The sequence below is a fragment of the Faecalibacterium sp. OF03-6AC genome, from assembly GCF_003478175.1.
GTDB lineage: Bacteria > Bacillota > Clostridia > Oscillospirales > Ruminococcaceae > Faecalibacterium > Faecalibacterium taiwanense.
In genome coordinates this window covers 61,114-80,650 of record NZ_QUEN01000003.1, presented here as the reverse complement: position 1 = coordinate 80,650, position 19,537 = coordinate 61,114, and the positions used below count along the sequence as shown (strand labels likewise).

14 protein-coding genes and 1 pseudogene are annotated in these 19,537 nt (G+C 55.6%); 5 read left to right on the top strand and 10 right to left on the bottom strand.

Annotated elements, in window-relative coordinates; all coding sequences use genetic code 11:
* The first annotated feature begins 669 nt into the window (after positions 1-669).
* The 4 genes from DXA66_RS04230 to DXA66_RS04215 all read left to right on the top strand — a co-directional run bounded on the left by DXA66_RS04230 (position 670) and on the right by DXA66_RS04215 (position 6,628).
* Positions 670-2,757 (top strand): glutamine synthetase III, encoded by a 2,088-nt coding sequence (locus DXA66_RS04230; protein ID WP_118527006.1) that lies wholly within the window; start codon positions 670-672, stop codon positions 2,755-2,757.
* A gap of 149 nt (positions 2,758-2,906) precedes the next feature.
* Complete coding sequence (locus DXA66_RS04225) at positions 2,907-4,226, top strand: glutamine synthetase family protein (protein WP_118527004.1); 1,320 nt, start codon at positions 2,907-2,909, stop codon at positions 4,224-4,226.
* Positions 4,227-4,267: 41 nt separating this feature from the next.
* Complete coding sequence (locus DXA66_RS04220; RefSeq protein WP_005937320.1) at positions 4,268-4,846, top strand: ANTAR domain-containing response regulator; 579 nt, start codon at positions 4,268-4,270, stop codon at positions 4,844-4,846.
* Between the two features lie 138 nt (positions 4,847-4,984).
* Positions 4,985-6,628: a CTP synthase gene (locus DXA66_RS04215; protein ID WP_118527002.1), complete on the top strand. Its 1,644-nt coding sequence runs from the start codon at positions 4,985-4,987 to the stop codon at positions 6,626-6,628.
* A 50-nt stretch (positions 6,629-6,678) separates the two neighbouring features.
* Here the strand turns inward: DXA66_RS04215 and DXA66_RS04210 are convergent, their stop codons facing one another.
* Entirely contained in the window at positions 6,679-8,544 is a 1,866-nt protein-coding gene (locus tag DXA66_RS04210; RefSeq protein WP_118527000.1) for a diguanylate cyclase domain-containing protein, read from the bottom strand.
* Positions 8,545-8,602: 58 nt separating this feature from the next.
* Here DXA66_RS04210 and DXA66_RS14055 point away from each other — a divergent pair, with 58 nt between their 5' ends.
* The gene (locus DXA66_RS14055; protein WP_147365143.1) at positions 8,603-8,863 is read left to right on the top strand and encodes a hypothetical protein; all 261 of its coding nucleotides are present in this window, start codon (positions 8,603-8,605) and stop codon (positions 8,861-8,863) included.
* A gap of 76 nt (positions 8,864-8,939) precedes the next feature.
* Here the strand turns inward: DXA66_RS14055 and DXA66_RS04205 are convergent, their stop codons facing one another.
* From DXA66_RS04205 to DXA66_RS04165, 9 genes and pseudogenes are all read right to left on the bottom strand, one after another.
* Positions 8,940-10,184: a glycerate kinase gene (locus tag DXA66_RS04205; protein WP_118526998.1), complete on the bottom strand. Its 1,245-nt coding sequence runs from the start codon at positions 10,182-10,184 to the stop codon at positions 8,940-8,942.
* Positions 10,185-10,288: 104 nt separating this feature from the next.
* Positions 10,289-12,409, bottom strand: coding sequence for a ribonuclease R (rnr, locus tag DXA66_RS04200; RefSeq protein WP_118526996.1), 2,121 nt, complete (start codon positions 12,407-12,409; stop codon positions 10,289-10,291).
* Positions 12,410-12,575: 166 nt separating this feature from the next.
* Positions 12,576-12,827 carry a preprotein translocase subunit SecG gene (secG, locus tag DXA66_RS04195; protein ID WP_005937305.1) on the bottom strand — a complete coding sequence of 84 codons (252 nt, stop codon included), beginning with the start codon at positions 12,825-12,827 and terminating at the stop codon, positions 12,576-12,578.
* A gap of 102 nt (positions 12,828-12,929) precedes the next feature.
* Positions 12,930-14,525, bottom strand: coding sequence for a penicillin-binding protein 2 (locus tag DXA66_RS04190; protein ID WP_118526994.1), 1,596 nt, complete (start codon positions 14,523-14,525; stop codon positions 12,930-12,932).
* A 340-nt stretch (positions 14,526-14,865) separates the two neighbouring features.
* Positions 14,866-16,020 carry a site-specific integrase gene (locus DXA66_RS04185; RefSeq protein ID WP_118526992.1) on the bottom strand — a complete coding sequence of 385 codons (1,155 nt, stop codon included), beginning with the start codon at positions 16,018-16,020 and terminating at the stop codon, positions 14,866-14,868.
* Positions 16,021-16,147: 127 nt separating this feature from the next.
* Complete coding sequence (locus DXA66_RS04180; protein WP_117526274.1) at positions 16,148-16,342, bottom strand: excisionase; 195 nt, start codon at positions 16,340-16,342, stop codon at positions 16,148-16,150.
* Positions 16,339-17,242: pseudogene (locus DXA66_RS04175) on the bottom strand (ATP-binding protein). Before DXA66_RS04175 ends, DXA66_RS04180 begins: the two are co-directional and overlap by 4 nt.
* Entirely contained in the window at positions 17,239-18,018 is a 780-nt protein-coding gene (locus tag DXA66_RS04170; protein ID WP_118526990.1) for a replication initiator protein A, read from the bottom strand. Before DXA66_RS04170 ends, DXA66_RS04175 begins: the two are co-directional and overlap by 4 nt.
* Positions 17,993-19,006: a hypothetical protein gene (locus DXA66_RS04165; protein ID WP_118526988.1), complete on the bottom strand. Its 1,014-nt coding sequence runs from the start codon at positions 19,004-19,006 to the stop codon at positions 17,993-17,995. Before DXA66_RS04165 ends, DXA66_RS04170 begins: the two co-directional genes overlap by 26 nt.
* Positions 19,007-19,537: the final 531 nt, after the last annotated feature.

Sequence of the window (19,537 nt, the reverse complement as noted above, 5' to 3'; positions counted from 1 at the left end):
TCGCTCTGGGCATATTTAAAGGAAATATTATTTTTATATTGGCGTTTGTCGCGTCCTGCGGGACGCTCCAAACACATTTTCACAAAAGGGGTCGTAGCGGGTAGTAGCATCTGCGGCTGTCACGCAACGGATAAGCCTAGGTTTTGCAAATGCAATTGTCCGTAACGACTCCTCCCGTGAAAAAACAGTTCCGGCGGGCCCGCAGGCCTGCCGGAACTGCAAAATTTAAAAATATTATTTCCGCTGATATTGCCAGAGTGCAACGGAGCCGACCGCCGCCTGCGGCGGAAACAGGGAGGCGAGGTTGGGGCAGCGGCCAGCAGGATGCAAGGCCCGCCCAAGGGCCGCCGCAGACGCTGGGGCCGCAACTCGTCAGCGGAGGCAATTCCAAATCGTTCTGTTCCGGTTTAAAGGTTCAAAAGTCATACCAAGTGCGGATGCTCCAAAAATGCAGGAAGCTGTTTGTACAGAATCGTCAGATTTGTCAATTGCCTTTTTGCCCGGCAGCGGCTATAATCAAACCATAGACAGCAACGGCGCTGTGGGTCACCTCCTGACTCGCAGCGCCGTTTTTGTTAAGATGCTTTCGTACTTCTGGGTGCGGCATTGCGGCAGACCAGAATGCAGACGAAAGGGTAAGAAAATAAGATCAAGTAAGGAGTAGGATTTATGGCAGCGAATGTTATGGAAATCTACGGCAGCAAGGTCTTTAACGAACATGTGATGAAGGAGCGCCTGCCGAGCGCAACTTATAAGAGCCTGAAGAACACCCTGCACAAGGGTGCTCCGCTGGACATTGAGGTGGCAAACGTTGTGGCCAGCGTGATGAAGCGCTGGGCCATGGAGCTGGGTGCCACCCACTACACCCACTGGTTCCAGCCACTGACCGGCATCACCAGTGAGAAGCACGATGGCTTTGTTTCCCCTGTGGGCGACGGCACCGCCATCATGGAGTTCTCCGGCAAGGAGCTGGTGCGTGGCGAGCCCGATGCATCTTCCTTCCCCTCCGGCGGTCTGCGCGCCACCTGCGAGGCCCGCGGCTACACTGCATGGGACCCCACCAGCTACGCATTCGTGAAGGATGACGTGCTGTGCATCCCCACCGCATTCGTCAGCTACACCGGCGAGGCTCTGGATAAGAAGACCCCGCTGCTGCGTTCCATGAACGCACTGTCCAATCAGGCGGTCCGTATCCTGAAGCTGTTCGGCAAGGATGTGGATTACGTCTCCACCACCGTCGGCCCCGAGCAGGAGTACTTCCTTATTAAGAAGGAGGATTACGAGGCCCGTCAGGATCTGATCCTCACCGGCCGCACCCTGTTCGGTGCCCCCTCTGCCAAGGGTCAGGAGCTGGAAGAGCACTACTTCGGTGTCATTCGTCCCGAGGTCTCCGAGTTTATGAAGGAGCTGGACGAAGAGCTGTGGAAGCTGGGCATTCCCGCCAAGACCAAGCACAACGAAGTTGCTCCCTGCCAGCATGAGCTGGCTCCCATCTTCGACACCACCAACGTTGCCATCGACCACAACCTGCTGACGATGGAGATGATGAAGAAGATCGCTCCCAAGTACGGTCTGGTCTGCCTGCAGCATGAGAAGCCTTTTGAGGGCGTGAACGGCAGCGGCAAGCATAACAACTGGTCCATGTCCACCACCCACGAGAACCTGCTCGACCCGGGCGACACCCCCATGGAGAACCTGCAGTTCCTGGTGTTCCTGGCTGCTGTCATCAAGGCTGTTGACGAGTACGCCGATCTGCTGCGCACCTCCGTTGCCACTCCCGGCAACGATCACCGTCTGGGTGCCAACGAGGCACCTCCGGCTATCATTTCCATCTTCGTGGGCGAAGAGCTGGAAGCTGTCATCGATGCCATCGCATCCGATTCCCCCTATGCCGGCCCCGTCAAGATGAAGATGGATCTGGGCGTTGATGTCCTGCCCAAGTTCAGCAAGGATACCACCGACCGCAACCGTACCTCTCCCTTTGCCTTCACCGGCAACAAGTTCGAGTTCCGTATGCCCGGTTCCGCTGAGAACCTGAGTGATGCCAACACCATCCTGAACACCGCCGTTGCAAAGGAACTGAAGGGCTACGCCGACGAGCTGGAGAGCGCTGAGGACTTTACCAGCGCCGTGATTGCTCTGGTCAAGCGCACCATCCGCGACCACCGCCGCGTCATCTTCAACGGCAACGGCTACACTGCCGAGTGGGAAGAGGAAGCCGCAAAGCGCGGTCTGCCCAACAAGAAGAACACCCCCGCTGCTCTGCCTGCCCTGATCGAGCCCAAGAACATTGCCCTGATGGAAGAGTTCGGCGTGCTGACCAAGGTAGAGATGGAGAGCCGCTACGAGGTGGAGATGGAGCACTACTCCAAGATCATCAACATCGAGGCTCTGACCATGCTGGAAATGGCCCGCAAGCAGCTGCTGCCTGCCGTCAACTCCTACATGAGCGAGCTTGCCAATACTGCAGCATCCAAACTGGCCGTCAGCGAGAACATCAGCGTGCGCAGTGAGACCAAGGCCCTGACCAAGCTCTCTGCTGATGCCGATGCTATGAGCGACGCCGTCGATACCCTGCAGGATGCAGTGGATGCTTCCAAGGCATTGCCCACCGAGGCAGAAAAGGCCGTTGCTTTCCACGACAACGTGCTGCCTGCAATGGATGCTCTGCGTGCCGCTGCGGACGATGCCGAGACCATCTGCGGTGAGGATTATTGGCCTCTGCCCAGCTACAGCAAGATGCTCTACTACGTCTGATCTTTCATCAGCGTAACAGCAGAATAGCATCCGTAGGCTGCGGAATTTAAAATTGCCATTCTCCTTTTCCTATTTCTTACACCAGCCTAAAGACCTGCTCCCATTCTGAGGGCAGGCCTTTAGGCGTTTTATTTGAAAGGGAAACCATTATGAGCTATTCGACCCAACAGGACATCCTTGATTTTGTGGAGGACAACAACGTCAAATTTGTGCGCTTTGCCTTCTGCGATATCTTTGGCACTCAGAAGAACATTGCCGTGCTGGCAAGCGATCTGCCCAAAGCTCTGGAAGACGGTGTCTGCTTCGACGGCAGCTCCATTGCCGGCTTTATGAAGGTGGAGGAAAGCGACCTTGTGCTGCGGCCGGATCTTTCCACCGTGACCATTCTCCCCTGGCGGCCTACCGAGGGCCGGGTGATGCAGTTCTTCTGTGATGTGGAAAAGCCGGACGGCCAGCCCTTTGGCGGCAACTGCCGCGGCTTTCTGCGCAGCGTGAACCGAAAATTCAAAAAGCTGGGCATCACCTGCAATGTGGGCGCAGAGTGTGAGTTCTACCTGTTCGAGAATGATGACCGGGGCCGCCCCACCCGTATCCCCATCGACTTTGGCGGCTACTTTGACGTGGCCCCGCTGGACGCAGGCGAGAACCTCCGCCGGGACATCTGCCTGACTATGGAGCAGATGGGCATGAGCCCTCAGCACAGCCATCACGAAAGCGGCAACGGCCAGAACGAGATCGACTGCCACCACGCAGGCCCCCTCAAGACCGCCGACAACGTGATGATGTTCAAGCAGATCGTGCGCGCCATTGCCACCCGCAGCGGCATCCATGCAAGCTTCCTGCCCAAGCCCCTGCCGGATCAGGCAGGCAGCGGCCTGCACATCAACCTGTCCCTTTACATGGATGGCCGCAACCTGTTTGAGGGCGACATTGCCCCGGACAGCGTTGCAGGCAGCTTTATGGCCGGTGTGCTGGCCCACAGCCGGGAGCTGACCGTGTTCACCAACCCTCTGCCCAACAGCTATCAGCGCTTTGGCTGCGATGAAGCGCCCCGCTATGTGAGCTGGAGCCGCCAGAACCGCAGCCAGCTGGTGCGCATCCCACAGGTAAAGGGTGACAACTGCCGCATGGAGCTGCGCAGCCCGGACCCTGCCTGCAACCCCTATCTGGCCATTGGTCTGGTTCTGGCTGCCGGATTGGACGGCATCGAGAACCGCATGGTGCTCTCTGCCCCCGTGAACAAGAATCTGTTCGACCCCTCCATGGCTGAGGGGCTCGGTCTCGAGACTCTGCCCGCCAGTCTGGAAGAGGCCGTGCAGGCTGCGGAGGAGAGCGAATTTTTGCGCAGAGTGCTGCCCGAGCAGCTTGCCAGCCGCTACTTTACGGAAGAACTGAAGCGCTGCGAAGCACTGAAACACGCGTCCGACCCTGTTGAGTACGAGCGTACCCATTACTTCAACGCCATCTGACCCCTGCAAAAGAGAGTGTGTAGGAGAAAGGAGCGAAGGAAATGGGACGTGCACTGATCGTAAGTGCCGGTGCAAGCTCCAACGAGTATATCGCTGCACGGCTGACCGAAATGGGCTACAGCCGCCCGGTGATCATTCCCAGCGGGGCCGAAGCCCGGCGGCGCATGACGGAATCGGATTTTGAGCTGATCGTGGTCAACTCTCCCCTGCCCGATGAATTCGGGCATGAGGTGTGCATCAATGCTGTGGAAAAAACAGATGCCGGTGTAGTGTTTCTGGTCAAGGCCGCACAGGCTGAGCAGCTTTTGGGGCCTTTGAGCGAGCAGGGGGTATTGCTGCTGTCAAAGCCCTTCAGCACCGCCTTTTTTGTGCAGGCCATGCACATGGCGGCGGCGGGCAACCACCGGCTGCTGCGTGCCCGGCAGGAGAACGCCCGCTTACAGGAAAAGATTGCACAGGTGCGGCTGGTCAGCCGGGCAAAATGCTGCCTTGTGGAGCACGAGCACATGACCGAAGCCGAGGCGCACCGCTACATAGAAAAACAGGCCATGGATACCCGTCGTGACCGCACAGAAATTGCACAGGAAGTCCTTGAAAATTATGAGGACATGGGTGTATAATATTGGATTGGGAAAAGTATCCTTGCTTTCACCGGCTCATTTTGGGAAAGGCTGAGAGCAAGACCGTTCACCTGAAAGAATTCACAAAGGTTTATAAGGGAAAGAATTCAGAAAAACAAAAATAGAGGAGGAAATTCTATGGCAGAGAAACAAACCAAATTCATCTTTGTCACCGGCGGTGTCGTCTCCGGCCTTGGCAAGGGCATCACAGCCGCATCGCTGGGCCGTCTGCTCAAGTGCCGCGGTCTGAAGGTGGCCAGCCAGAAGCTGGACCCCTATGTGAATGTGGATCCCGGCACCATGAGCCCGCTGCAGCACGGTGAGGTGTTCGTGACCGACGATGGCACTGAGACCGATCTGGATCTGGGCCACTACGAGCGCTTTATCGACGAGAATCTGAACAAATACTCCAACCTGACCACCGGCAAGGTGTACTGGAACGTACTGAACAAGGAACGTCAGGGTGCATATCTGGGCCAGACCGTGCAGATCATTCCCCACATCACCAACGAGATCAAGAGCTACATCTACAATCTGGCCTCTTCCACCGAGGCTGACGTGGTCATTACTGAGATCGGCGGCACGACCGGTGATATCGAGAGCCAGCCCTTCCTCGAGGCCATCCGTCAGGTGGGTCTGGAGCAGGGCCGCGACAACTGCTGCTACATCCATGTGGTGCTGGTGCCCTACATTTCCGGCTCGGACGAGTACAAATCCAAGCCCGCACAGCACTCTGTGAAAGAGCTGCAGGGCATGGGCGTGAACCCGGACATCATCATCCTGCGCGCAGACGGCAGTGTGGGCGGCGACATCCGCCGCAAGATCAGCACTTTCTGCAATGTGAAGCCGGAGTGCGTGATCGAGAACCTGACCATGCCCAGCCTGTACCAGTGCCCGCTGATGCTGCACACCGGTGGTCTGGACGAGGTAGTGGTGCAGAAGCTCAAGCTGGATGTGCCCGCTGCCGACCTGACCGAGTGGAAGCAGGTGGTCAGCCGCATTGCCACCCGCAGCAAGACCTGCAGCATTGCACTGGTGGGCAAATACGTCAAGCTGCACGACGCTTACCTCTCCGTGATGGAGAGCCTGTACCACGCCGGCTTTGAGAACGACAGTCAGGTAGAGATCAAGTGGGTGGAAAGTGAAGACCTGACCGACCAGGCCGCCTGCAAGGAAGCCTTTGCAGATGTGGACGGCATCATCGTACCCGGCGGTTTCGGCGACCGCGGCATTGAGGGCATGATCCAGGCTGCACAGTATGCCCGCGAGAACCATGTTCCCTACTTTGGCATCTGCCTTGGCATGCAGATCATGGTGATGGAGTTTGCCCGGGGCGTTCTGGGCTACAAGGATGCAAATTCCAGCGAGTTCACCCCGGATGGCAAGCACAATGTGATTGCCCTGATGGCCGACCAGCAGGGCAACATTCCCAAGGGCGGCACCATGCGTCTGGGTAAATACCCCTGCAAGGTGATGCCCGGCACCAAGATGGCCGAGTGCTACGGCGAGGCCGAGATCTGGGAGCGCCACCGCCACCGCTACGAGTTCAACAACGAGTTCCGTCAGGAGATGCAGGACGCCGGTCTTGTCATTTCCGGCACAAGCCCCGACGGTCGTCTGGTAGAGACTGTAGAGCTGCCCGGCCGTGACTTCCATTTGGGCGCACAGTTCCACCCGGAGTTCAAGAGCCGTCCAAACCGTGCTCACCCGCTGTTCAAGGCATTCATTGCTGCGGCACTCAAGTTCCGCGCCAGCGAGCAGCGCAGCCTGCTGCACATGTAAACCATAAAAACAAGGTGCTGTCTATGCGGACAGCACCTTATTTTTTACCCCTATGATCCATGATCCTGCAGGGCGTGGTTCTTTTGCTTGTGCTTATACATCCGCTGGTCAGCCAGACGGGTGATCTTGTCTGTATCCGTGCCTTCTTCCGGGTAAAGGGCAAAGCCGCAGCTGGTGCCGATCGTCAGAAGACTGCCTGCAACATGATAGGGTGCTGCAACAGTCTTACAGATAAGCTCGACCTTGCGGTGGGCCTCTTCCGGGGACATTGCGCCAATGGTCAGCAGGGCAAATTCATCGCCGCCCATGCGAAACGCATAATCTTGATTGCGAATGCAGCTTTGCAGGCGCTTTGCCACCGCCTGCAGCAGCTTGTCGCCCACCTCGTGTCCATAGGTATCGTTGACTGACTTGAAACGATCCAGATCCAGATAGAACAGCACAAACGCCTGTTCCTGGTGGACCAGTGCACGGGTCACAGCATCAAAATAGCGCTTGTTCAGCAGGCCGGTCAGGCCGTCCGTGTTGGCAAGTTCCTGCAGAATGTGCTGGCCGCTCATATCCTGCGAGATCATTATGATCTGGGTCAGACGGCCATTCTGCCAGCCGACAGGCACCACCGTCATCATCAAAAAGTTTTTGCGGTCACGGGTGGCATATTCGAACTTGATGCTGTCCTTTTCCTCTTTGAGCTTTGCACGCAGGTTTTCCGGTGCAAGCATCTGCACGAGCTTTGCGTTCTCGCCGTCGGTCAGGATCACATACTGCCGGGACAGCCAGCTGAGCAGATCCAGATAGCTGCCCTCGGTCGGGTACAGCTCCTTTCTCCTGCGCTCGTGGTATTCATAGCGGTCATTTTCCAGATCACACACCACAAACCGGTCCACGATGCGGGCCATCCCGTGGAACATCTGTTCCGTAAGTTCCTTGCGGCGCTGTAGCTCTATCCGTTCCGCTTCCGCTTTTTCTTTTCGCGTTTTTTCCTTATCATAGAAGATCTTTCCGATACCGCCCAAGATCATCAGAGACAGCACTGCCAGCAGTGCAATGGTAAACATTTGCACCTGGCGCATTCCCGCGTCCATCACATTGGTGGGCACAATGCCGATGATGGCCCAGTCTTTTACACCTACCGGCTGGTATACCATATAGTAGCGCTTGCGGTTGAAGGTATAGCTCACACTGCCTTTGTACTGCAGCGGCAGGTTCTTGCGCATCTCGTCAAAATACGGCTGGTCGGCCTTGACGTTTGCTTCCAGATAGTCGAACAGGTTGGTCATCTGCTCCGGGATCTCGCTCTTCGGCTCGGTGGAAAGCACGATATTGCCATTGGAGCGAACAATGTAGCAATCGCTCTGTCCCTCATAAGCCAAGCCGCCCAGCATGTTTTCCAGTACGGAGTTATCGTAGCAGATCGCCAGCGAGGTATAGGTAACGCTATCCATCGTGACAGGCTCGATCTGCTGGGCAAACATGACCTTGCGCACACCCTTACTGGAAATGTAGCTGGTCACGATAGGGCCGTCCATAGTGTATACTTCTTCCAGCGCAGACTGCATATGCGGGGCATCTCCCCGTCTGCCGCTGACCGTCCAGAACTGATCATCCGCGTTGAACAGGGCCACCTCGCTGTACTGCCAGTTGGCTTTTTCGTTCACATATCTGCGCCACTTTACCTCGGTATTCGTTTCCTCTGCCAGCTGCGCAAGATCATCAGACCAGATCTCAAGGATATTCCAGTTGCGCTGCACAAACATGGTAAAGGTCTTGCTTACCTGCCCATAGGTGGAAAGCAGATTTTGCGTGCTCTCGTGGTGGATCTGGCGCTGGGTATAGCGGCTGTATGCCACAATACTGAGCAGCATTACCAGAACAAGCCCTGCCCCAAGAAGGATATTCTTCCTCCGCTGTTTCATAAGCTGTTCCCTCTACTTTTCTTATATCTTCCCAGAGAAATTATACCATTTCCGAAAAATGGGTGTCAATGCACGAAATGGTCGATTCACGCCTGAAAACGGTCGATTCGCGCACAGAGCGGCCTTCCGCCGCCTTTGGAGCCTTCTGGCGCTCTGTTCTGCCGAGTACTTTCCGCATTTCCCGCTGGCAATTGCCTGCATGCTGTTCAAGGTTCCGCTACGCATTGGCTTCTTCCTGCGCCCCTATGAGGAATCCGCGTGGGCCGTCTTTTACCGGGACATCACCGCCCCGTCTGCTGCACCGGAGGAAAATTTCTAAAAAGTCCATTCCCTGTATCACACAAAAAGCCACCGGGAGCTTTCCGCTTTTGCAGAGAACTCCCGGTGGCTTTGTTCTATCCTTGATTTCCGATCAGCACCACGGCCACATCGTTGACATTCGTGCCGGTCGCGCCGGTGATGATCAGCCCATCCACCGCCTTGAGGGCATGGTAGGCATCGTTGTTCTGCAGCACATCGTACACCTTCAGCTGGTTCTGCGCCAGTGCCGCGGCCGTGCTGCCGTCCACATAGCCGCCCGCAGCATCGGTTGGGCCGTCGGTGCCATCGCTGCCCACCGAAAAGACCGCTGCATCCAGCCCGGCGATCATTGGTGCTGCAGCAAGGGCCAGCTCCTGATTGCGCCCGCCCAGACCTGTTCCGGTCAGGTGGACGACCGTCTCACCGCCTGCAAGAAAGGCCAGCTTTTTGCCCTGCCCCGCGTGGGTGCGGGCTATGGAACCAAGGAAGCTGCCAGCCTCCCGCGCTTCACAGCAGAGCCTGTCGGTCAAGATCACCGGCTCATAGCCCAGCTCCCGGCAGGCGTTGGCTGCTGCGCTGCACAGCTCCCGCACGCTTCCGGTGATCTGCGTGGCAACACGGTCCAGCACCTTTGGAGTCTCCTGTGCCAGCAGAGCCTTGGCCTGTGCCGAAAGCTGCAGGTGATATTTTTCCGCAATGGCAAGGGCCTGTGCACAGGTGGAGGTATCCGGCACCGCCGGGCCGCTGGCGATCATATCCAGCGGGTCGCCCAGAATATCACTGAGCACGATGCTGAACACCTGCGCGGGCGCACAGCTCTGTGCAAATCGCCCGCCCTTGACCCCGGACAGGCGCTTGCGAATGGTGTTCATCTCCACGATATCGGCACCGCTGGCAAGCAGCTGGCCCGTGATCTGCTGCAGCTCTGCGCCGGGAATCAGCGGCTTCTCAAACAGTGCACTGCCTCCGCCGGACAGCAGAAACAGCACCGTATCCTCTGCCGTTAAGCCCTGCACCAGTTCCAGCGCTTTCCGGGTGGCGGCAAAGCCATTCTCATCTGGCACGGGGTGCCCGGCTTCACAGCAATCCACGCCGGAGATCGTGCCCTTCACGTGGCCGTATTTGGTCACGACCACACCGCCATCCACCCGGCCAAGAAATCTCACTGCAGCATGGGCCATCTGCCATGCTGCCTTACCGGCAGCCACCAGCAGCACCCTGCCGCCCTGCGGCCGGAAATTTTTCAGCGCGCGGCGCACCGCTTCGTCCGGCAGAACAGCGTTCAGGCTGGCACGGATGATGGCATCTGCATCTCTGCGCAGTGTTTCGTTTTTCAGCATGTCGTTCTCCCCTTTTCCATTGCTTCTTGTCCGCGGACAAAAAACACCTGTACAGTCTCTTCCTATGCAGGAAAACGCAGTACAGGTGTTCTGATCTTTTTTGCTTACTTTGTGCTTGCCGGAGCAACCTCAAAGTCGATCTTGCCCAGGTTCACATCCGCACGCACAATGGTGATCATCATGGTGTCGCCCAGACTCCAGTTCTTGCCGGAGACGGGGTCGGACAGGCGGATGCCCTCGGTGAGCATGGTACCGGAGGGGGTCAGGCTGGAAGCCGGCACAAAGCCCTCCACGCCGTTCTCCAACTCGATGAACAGGCCGCGCTGGGTCACGCCGGAAATGCGGCCCTCGTAGCACTCGCCCAGATGGCGGCGGGCATACTCGGCCTTGTAGCAGTCCTCAGCCTTGCGCTCGATCTGCATTGCAATGATCTCGCGCTCACTGGACTGCTTGCTTGCCTTCTCGGCAAAGTCGCTGTAGCGCAGCACCATGGTATCCTTATCCATGCCCTTGAGCTGGGCGGTCATGATGCGATGGATGGCCAGATCCGGGTAGCGGCGGATGGGGCTGGTGAAGTGAGCGTAGTCCTTCAGCACCAGACCGTAGTGGCCCTTGGGCTTTTCCTCATACACAGCCTTGGACATGCAGCGCAGCATACCGGTATTGATGATCTGCTCATACGGGCCGCCGCGCACACCTTCCAGAATTGCGCTCAGCTCCTTGGGGGTGGGCACATCCTTGGCAAAGTGATCGTTGATGCCGCAGGCCTGCAGCAGAGTGTGCAGACGCTCCAGCTTTTCAGCATTGGGTTCCTCGTGCACACGGTACACGAAGGGGATCTGCTTCACGCGGGCAAAGTGGGCAGCGCACTGGTTGGCCAGCAGCATGAACTCTTCGATCATAGCTTCGCTCTCGCCGGAGGTGCGCTTTTTCACATCGATGCAGTGGCCGTCCTCGTCGAGGATCAGCTTCACCTCGCCGCTCTCGATATCCATGCAGCCGCGCTCCTTGCGCAGGCGGGCACGGTGGCCGTACAGCTCCTTCATGGCGGGCAGCTGGCTGAGCACTTCATGGTACTTGCCCTTCAGCTCGTCGTCAGCACTGCCGGCCAGCAAGGCATTGATCTCGGAGTAAACACCCTTGACGCGGCTGCGGATGACCGACTTGACAAAGCGGTAATCGATCAGGTTGCCATCCTTATCCAGATGCATCAGGCAGGAGAAGGCCAGACGCAGCACGCCCTCATTCAGGCTGCAGATGCCGTTGGAAAGCTGCTTGGGCAGCATGGGCACCACCTGATCGGCATAGTAGACGCTGGTTGCGCGGTTAAACGCTTCGTTGTCCAGTTCGCTGCCGGGCTTGACATAGTTGGAAACATCTGCAATGTGGACACCCAGCTCAAAGCCGCCCTCCGGGGTCTTGGTCAGGCTGATGGCATCATCGATGTCCTTGGTCTCAGCACTGTCAATGGTGAAGATGGGCAGGGCACGCAGATCCATGCGGCCCTCGGTGTCCTTTTCAGAGACCTCAGCGTTCTCCAGCTTCTTGGCTTCCTCACGAACCTTATCCGGGAAGCGGCTGCGGATATCCTGCGCATAGAGCAGGGCCTTTGCGCAGCGCTTTGCTTCGTCCGAGCTGCCAAACCGCATGGCAACGCCCACGCGGTGATCTTCCTGCCGATTGCCGCGCTGCAGGATCTCCACGGCCACCTTGTCGCCGTCCTTTGCACCGCCCTCGCAGTCACGCATCAACTGCATGGAGATGGCCGGGCAGTCGTCCGGCACGAACTTCAGGCGGCCCTCAATGCGGCGGGCAGTGCCCACCAGATCGTTCTTTTCTTCCAGAATGGCCAGGATCTCGCCTTCATCGCTGCCCTCCACACGGGGGTGCTCAAACTTTTCCACAAGCACCATGTCGCCGGGCATGGCACCGCGGGTAAAACGGCCCGGGATAAAGATATCGCTGGTGCCGTCCTCCAGCATGACAAAGGCAAAATTCTTGCCCAGTTTTACCACCTTGCACAGCAGAGCCTTGTCTGCACGGCCGGAGCGCACCGTAAAGAACACGCCCTGACGCTGGCAGATGACCGCCTCGTGCACCAGCTGATCCACAGCCTCCATCACCTTGCGGTCCGAGCCGCGGTCCCCGCCGAATTTGGATTTGAGGTCTTTGACGGTGCACGGCTGATTCTGGATCGCGTGCTCAATTTTATCGCGCATTGCCATAATATTTTTTCTCCTTGCTCTTCCATGGCCGCAGCCTCCAACGTGCCGCAGCGCTGCCAATCGTGGGCCAGCTGCCCCACCCTGCCCAGCGGTCAGACTGCCGCCGACATCCTATCATAACACAGAAAAACAGCCCCGTCCTTTACACGGGGCTGCACGAACCTTGTCAACCTGCCAGACGGCCTGCAAACAGACATGCCAGAATGGCAACCACAAAGAAAACAATGCCTGCAATGCGGGTGGTCTTGGCCAGCATCTGATCAGCCGGGGTCAAACGGGCATTGTTTGCGCCGCCCATACTGCCGTTGATGGCACCGGAAAGGCCCTGACCATGGGTGTGCTGCATGAGAGTGAGGAAAACGATGACGAGCGAAGCGATCAGCAGGATCACACCGCCAACAATTTCGATAACAGACATGGATTGAAACGCTCCTTTATTTTAATTCAATAAAAACTACGCAGAAATACAAATATATAGTAGCATAACAAGCGCAAAAAAGCAAGCAGAAACCGTGCGTTTTTATGCCAGAAGGTCCAGCATTGCGCACAGCCGGGCAAAGATGGCGGCGCTGGAATGTTCCGTGCTCACCTGCCCGTCCTGCAGCACCACAATGGTGTAGCGCGGCTGCTGCGCCGGGTAAAACCCTGCGAACCACAAGTTTTTGCGTTCCGTGCCATCCGGTGTGAACTGCCCGGTCTGCGCGGTACCGGTCTTGCCGCCAGCCCCTTCTTCCAGCCCGGCAGCATCCTGTGCGGTGCCCTCTTCCACCACCTGCCGCAGCATTTTACGCAGGAGCGCTGCATTTTCCGCACTCATCACCCGCCTTGACTGCGGATGTGCAAGCGTTTCCAGCGGCGTACCGTCAGTTTCATCCACCGAGCCACACACAAAGAAAGGCGTGCGGTACACCCCGCCGGAAGCAATGGTGTTCATCATGGCGGCGATCTGTACCGGTGATGCCAGCAGACCGCCCTGCCCAAAGCTGAAATTTGCCAGCTGGCCGCTCTGGGCAAGCTCCCCGGCAGACGGCAGCTTTCCGGCATCGGCGTGCAGCGCACCTGCCACCGGCACCTCTTGCCCGAAACCAAGCTGCCGAGACATCTGCAAAAGCGTCTCTGCCCCCAGCTGCTGCCCCAGCCGGATAAAATAGCCGTTGCAGCTTTTTTCCAGAGCCGCAGTCATGTCCACCGTTCCGTGCGGAACACCGCCTGCGCAGCGGAAGATCTGTCCATCCACCACCACCGCACCGGTGCATTCGTACTCCGGCAGGATGCCCTGCTCCAGCGCTGCCGCAGCCAGCACCGGCTTGAACACTGAACCCACAGCATAGCTTTCCAGTGCGCGGTTCAGGAACGGACTGTCCGGTGCATCCAGACTTGCGGCAAGGTCATCCGGGTCATAGCCCGGTACGCTGACGCTGGCGCGAACCGCAGCAGTGGCCGTATCCAGAACCAGAATGCAGCCGCTGGTCATGGTGTCTGCGGCCACCGCTTCGGCGGCACGCTGCACCGGGCGGGAGATCGTCAGCTGCACGCCCACCGCACTGCTGTCCTGCCGGGTGAGCTGCGGTGTTTCCCCGGCCCGCAGCCGTCCTTGTGCTGTGACCGCGCACACCAGCGTGTCATGCTCCTTTGTCCCGGCCAGCTGGCTGTCCAGCGCCTTTTCCAGCCCGGCAGTGCCGTGGCCTTCTGCATCCAGATAGCCGATCAGATGCTGGCACAGCGGAACTTCTGCGCAGCGCCGTGCCGTTGCAAAGCAGCGTATGCCGCGCCCGGAAAGGTCGCGGTCCACTTCCAGCAGAAACGGTGCGGAGCGGTTGCGGTTCCGGTACAAAAGTGCCTGTCCGGCACTGTCCGTAAATGCATACAGGCGTGTGTAGTTGTTTTCGCCCGGGAAGCAGAGGGCAAGATACCGCGTTTCCAGCCCGGTGAGAAGCAGGCCGCTGTGATCGTAAAAGCTGCCCCGCCGGGCAGGCAGCGAGAGCCGGACCGTGCTCTGCGCTTCGGCCCGGGCAGCATAGGTATGGTTCTCTGCCAGAAAATACAGGCGGCACAAAACTACCGCAAACCCCAGCAGAACAGCTGCATACAACGCCAATACCCGTTTACCGGACATCTGCTCACCCCTTTTTGCTAGAGTGGGCTGCATCTGTGGTTTCTATACAAAAAGAGACGGGGTCTCCGAAGAGATCCCGTCTCCATAAGGTACTTATTGAGTAAGCACGTCTGCTGCTTAGTACATGCCGCCCTTCCAAACCACACTTTTGGAGCCGGATCACGCATATCCGGAAACGTAGACTTTTGTAGAATTATCAAGGCCACAAGCCGATTTTTCCAGATTCTCCGTTTTTGCACGATCCACACTTTTCTACACAAATCTACGCCACTTACCGGGTGATTGGCGTAAGTTTTGGCGTAAGTTTCGGCGTAAGCAATTCCGCTTCATGCGTCGAAAATCACAGGTTGCCGGCGATCTGTTCAAAGGCCCTTTCAACCGATTCAAAGCTGCTGTGCGTGTAGACATCCAACGTCACACTGGCATTGGAGTGTCCCATCAGGTATTGCAGGCTTTTTACATCCAGCCCGGCCTGCTGAACATTGGTGCAGAAGGTGTGTCGCAGCACATGAGGTGTAATGCGCGGAACAGGTTTGCCGTACACCTTCTCAAACTTTCCCTGCACGCCACGCATATAGTTTTCCAAGTGCATTGCCACCTTCGGCATTCCGGACTTGTCCAGAAAGAGAAATCCGCTGCAGCCATCCACCAGCGCTTCCACTTTCGTGGACGCTCTGGCTTTTACTACACGCCGCAACGCTGCACAAACGGTATCTGTCATGGGAACATTGCGGATGCCGCTTTTGGTTTTCGGCGGTGTGACAAAGTAGGGCTTTTCAGCCGTCCGGCAAAGCTGCCGCCGGACATGGATACAGTGCCGTTCAAAGTCGATATCTGCTCGTGTCAGGCCATACAACTCACTCACACGCAAGCCGGTTCCCATAAGAATGACGATATCATCATAATAGTTGCCGCCATAGTCCTGAACGAATTGCAGATATTTCTCCTGCTGCTCTCTGGTCAGTGCATCACGCACATAAGCGTCCTTCGGCACAACGTCCGACAGCTTGAACTTAAATGGATTCTTGCGGATGATGTCATCCTCCACCGCCATCTCGAATGCCGGTCTGACAACGCTTTGCAGGATTCCTATGGTGTTCTGCTTGAAACCGCTGTCATGCAGAAACACGAACCAGCCTTTCGCATCGGACAATTTTACCGTTTTGATGGCTTTTTGCCCGAAAGGGTCAGCATGAATCCGCTTGACCGCTGTGTTGTACGACCGAAGTGAATTGGGTTTCAACCCACGTTTCAGGTTCATATAGCGGTCAACCAGATCAGCCACCGTCATCTCTCCGGCGGCGTAATCGATGCCGTCTGCCAGATCGCGCCACAGTTCTTCCTCTTTTTTCCGCAGCTCTGTCAGGGATTTAGCGTAAATACAACGCCGTTTCTTGTGGATATCGGTATAACGATAGTCGTAGGTGCCGTTTGCTCTCTGGCTTTCGCCATCCTTCAAAACACGGCCCTTGCTATCCTTGCGCTTTTCAGGCATTTAGAAGCTCCTTTCTGTGAAAAGCGCATCTATAAGGTCAGTGTCAGTATAACACATCAACCATGCGATTTCCACCCGCAGCGAATGAGAAAAGGACGGTTTCACATTTGCAGCCTTTGGCAGCCTCTCAAATAGAATATGCTTGCTCGACAAAGCAATCGAACAGGCGACGTTTGATCAGACGCTTGTTTCCCACCCAAAGGACGAATTTGCATTTATCTTCATTCGTAATTTCACGCAGTTTGTTGATGCCAATGCCGGAGTAAGCCGCAGCTTCTTCCAGCGTCAGATTGCTCTTTTCCCAAATCGGGATTTCTTTCATAGGCATTTTCCTTTCCTTGTAGCTGTGCTGTGTGCCAGCAAGTTTTTCAAGCTTTCTTTCCGATTCATCCAATCAATGCTTTCAGCCGTTCCAGCTTCTCCTGTGCGGTTTTCCTGCGCAAGCTGACCCCAATGCAGGAAATCGGAACGCACATTTCTAACAGGCGGTCATAGATTCGGGCGTGAGCAGTATCCTGTGGGTGCCGGATCTCATCCAGTGTCAGATTGGTGGTGACGATGAGGGCTTTCGGCTGCGGTAGCGGCTGTCCACAATATTGTAGATCTGTTCCAGTGCATACTCCGTGCCGCGCTCCATTCCAAAGTCGTCGATAATGAGCAAAGGGTATCGGCACAGCCTTTCCACCACCTCATTCCGCCCGGAAAAGCTGTTATTCAGCTCGTTCAGGATGTGTGCGAAGTTCGTCATGCACACAGGTACTTCCTGAGCCATCAGAGCGTTCGCAATGCACCCGGCAAGGAAACTCTTACCGGTGCCGACACCGCCCCAGAGAAGCAATCCAATGTTCTCTGCACGCATGGTCTGCCATTGCTCTACATAACGGTGTGCATGACACATCTGCGGGCTGCGGCCATTGTCGTTTTCAAACTTCCAGTCCAGCATTGCCGGGTCAGAAAATCCCTCGGCTTTCAGCCGCCGCACAAGGTCGCTGTGCTTTTGCTGGCTGATAAGGGCTTCCTGCTTTGCCCTCTCGATGCGTTGGCAGCTGCATTCAATGGGGTGCTTGTTCTTGCCCATCAGAGCGACGCCTTTTGCGAAGAACGCTTCCCTTGGCGTATGACATTTTCCGCAGTACAGCAATCCATCCATGCCATAATAATCTTCGGCATTTTCGGGAATACTGGAAACGGACTGTTCTGAAATTTTCTCAATCGTCTCTATAGGCTTTCTCCTTCCTTGAAGGTGTAGTCCGGGATGCCCGGCGTCGATTTTCGTTCTGTTTTCTGCCGCTTTGCCCAGATACGCAGGGTGGCGGCATGGTCGGCGTACTTCCTTCCGGTGGACTGGACATAAGCGGACAACTGCTCGATCAAACCATCAAGCCCTGCAAAGTCAGCCTTGAGTCGCTTATACTCCTTTTCCGTCAGAAAGACATTCCGGTATTCTCCCAACGATAGACAAGCATTATTTGATTTTATCAGGTGGTTATCATTCAGATTGTTCTTATTACGTTGGTTAGGTGTGCATTTTTGCGCAATCATACTGTGCGTTTCTGCACAGTCAGCTTGTGCGCTGGTGCATACTGTGACTGCGCAATTCTGCACAGTATGCGGAACTTTGAGCAGAATGTGGCTGGGTTTAGAAAAGCCGTAGCGCACTCGTTCGACAAGGTTGGCTTTTTCAAGTTCTGTGAAAGAGCGTGTCACGCTGGAGATACAGCAGTCCAAATCTTTTGCCAGATTGGAAAGCGGATAGATCACATAAATACGCCCCTGATTGTCCACCCAGTTGTTTTTCTGTGAGAGTGTGGCACGGTCGAGCAGAAGCGTGTAGAGCAGCTTTGCCGTGTGGCTCAAATCAGTATCTAACAAAAACCGGGCATAGGGCAGATACTGCGGCAGCGGCATATTGGGTTTCAAATAATCTGAAATGGCATTCACCTCCTTATCTTTCATACGACCATCTGTCGGGTTAGGATCGTTGTTCTTTGTCATCATTCAGTCTGTCTTTTACAGCCTGAAGATACCGACTGGCACGGTCGATAAAAATCAGCAGTTTCTCATTGTTCTTCGGTTCGGTAAGAATATCCGGGTATTCACGAAAGCACATTTCCCACCGCCGGACAAAATCCTCCTGTGCTCCCTGAATCTCGCACATCATGGCTTCGCCATCTGCCAAACGGCGAGGTGAATAGATGCTCTTGACGGCATCCTTGAGATTCTGTTTTTCTTCCTTGTTGAGTCCTTTCTTATGCCCCTGAATGTCTTGCTTGAAGGTCGTTATAAACTCATTGCCCTTTGAAGGCGAAGAATACGAATCCGTGATACTGGAATCCCGTTTGGCTTTAGGCTTACGCAACTCTGCCACAACTTCGGGACGCTTTTCCTTTGGAACCTTTGCAATCGAGGAAATTTCACGGTCGGTTGCCCGGATCTTTCCGCTCAGGATTTCTTCCTGCACTCCGGGTACTGCTTCCTCCGCTGCTTCCACACCTCTTGCAAATTGCTCTGCACGGTAAACATAACTTTCGGATGTTCCATGTTCCGCAGCGACCTTCGATCGTGAACCGTGCTTTGTGCGGTCTGGTTCATTTTGAACCAGACCACTTTCAGATGCCAAAGTATACTGATTGCCGTGAAACGATTTGATTTGCTTTTCCGCTTCTGCCTGCTTTCCGATCAGGAACTTTTTCTGTTCTGGGGTCAGGTTTCGCCGCCCAAGCTGATTTTTACAGATCCATACGAGTGCTTCATAACGGCTGGAAAATTCTTTTTCGATGACTTCAAATGGAATAAATGGATATTTCCGAAGAATTTGATAGCGTGTATGTCCATCCACAATATAGCCGTTCCATGTGATGATCGGATTCAGTACACGTTCCTCCTTGAGGATGTTCATTTCCAGTTGGTGGGTTTCCTCAAACGACGGAGGGTTGATTTGATTCTGGAACTCCGGGTCGATTTTAAGCTGGCTCAGTTTTGTCATAGGCAAACCATCCTTTCTGAAATGAAATAGAATATCATTGTTCTTACGCCGTTCTCTCTGCATGGTGTTCCTGCCCCTTTCCAGTGGCGTTTTCCGGCTCGCTCTTGCGAGATCATCGCCGGGTATTCCATGCAGACGGTCATGTGGTTTTCAAGGTTCGATGAAGGCTCTGAAATTAGAATAACACATTCATAGAAGATTTTTTAGGAGGTCGTACCTCCGGTTTTTGATTATAAAAAAGCGGAAGTAGTGCTTCCGGTTTTCTGCTGCAAACCATCGAAAAAATTGTATCACATCGTAAATTTTATTTTTAGGAACTGGTAGTTCCGATTTTTAAAAAATACGAAGTGAATTTCAAGGCAAAATCGGAACTATTGGTTCTGGTTTTGCGTATCAACGTAATTTCAAATTTTGGGTGCCGTTCTCTCTGCACGGACTTCCTACCCCTTTCCAGCGGCGTTTTCCGGCTCTCCCTTGCGGGGTCATGGCCGGGTATCCCATGTAGACGGTCATTCGGTTCTCAAGGTTCGA

What these genes read in the sequence shown, in the direction of transcription:
- DXA66_RS04170 (WP_118526990.1), bottom strand. Translation starts at nt 18,018, where the DNA reads ATGATGACAAAGAACAACGATCCTAACCCGACAGATGGTCGTATGAAA.
- DXA66_RS04205 (WP_118526998.1), bottom strand. Translation starts at nt 10,184, where the DNA reads ATGCTGAAAAACGAAACACTGCGCAGAGATGCAGATGCCATCATCCGT.
- DXA66_RS04225 (WP_118527004.1), top strand. Translation starts at nt 2,907, where the DNA reads ATGAGCTATTCGACCCAACAGGACATCCTTGATTTTGTGGAGGACAAC.
- rnr (WP_118526996.1), bottom strand. Translation starts at nt 12,409, where the DNA reads ATGGCAATGCGCGATAAAATTGAGCACGCGATCCAGAATCAGCCGTGC.
- secG (WP_005937305.1), bottom strand. Translation starts at nt 12,827, where the DNA reads ATGTCTGTTATCGAAATTGTTGGCGGTGTGATCCTGCTGATCGCTTCG.
- DXA66_RS14055 (WP_147365143.1), top strand. Translation starts at nt 8,603, where the DNA reads ATGGGTGTCAATGCACGAAATGGTCGATTCACGCCTGAAAACGGTCGA.
- DXA66_RS04230 (WP_118527006.1), top strand. Translation starts at nt 670, where the DNA reads ATGGCAGCGAATGTTATGGAAATCTACGGCAGCAAGGTCTTTAACGAA.
- DXA66_RS04210 (WP_118527000.1), bottom strand. Translation starts at nt 8,544, where the DNA reads ATGAAACAGCGGAGGAAGAATATCCTTCTTGGGGCAGGGCTTGTTCTG.
- DXA66_RS04190 (WP_118526994.1), bottom strand. Translation starts at nt 14,525, where the DNA reads ATGTCCGGTAAACGGGTATTGGCGTTGTATGCAGCTGTTCTGCTGGGG.
- DXA66_RS04220 (WP_005937320.1), top strand. Translation starts at nt 4,268, where the DNA reads ATGGGACGTGCACTGATCGTAAGTGCCGGTGCAAGCTCCAACGAGTAT.
- DXA66_RS04185 (WP_118526992.1), bottom strand. Translation starts at nt 16,020, where the DNA reads ATGCCTGAAAAGCGCAAGGATAGCAAGGGCCGTGTTTTGAAGGATGGC.
- DXA66_RS04215 (WP_118527002.1), top strand. Translation starts at nt 4,985, where the DNA reads ATGGCAGAGAAACAAACCAAATTCATCTTTGTCACCGGCGGTGTCGTC.
- DXA66_RS04180 (WP_117526274.1), bottom strand. Translation starts at nt 16,342, where the DNA reads ATGAAAGAAATCCCGATTTGGGAAAAGAGCAATCTGACGCTGGAAGAA.
- DXA66_RS04165 (WP_118526988.1), bottom strand. Translation starts at nt 19,006, where the DNA reads ATGACAAAACTGAGCCAGCTTAAAATCGACCCGGAGTTCCAGAATCAA.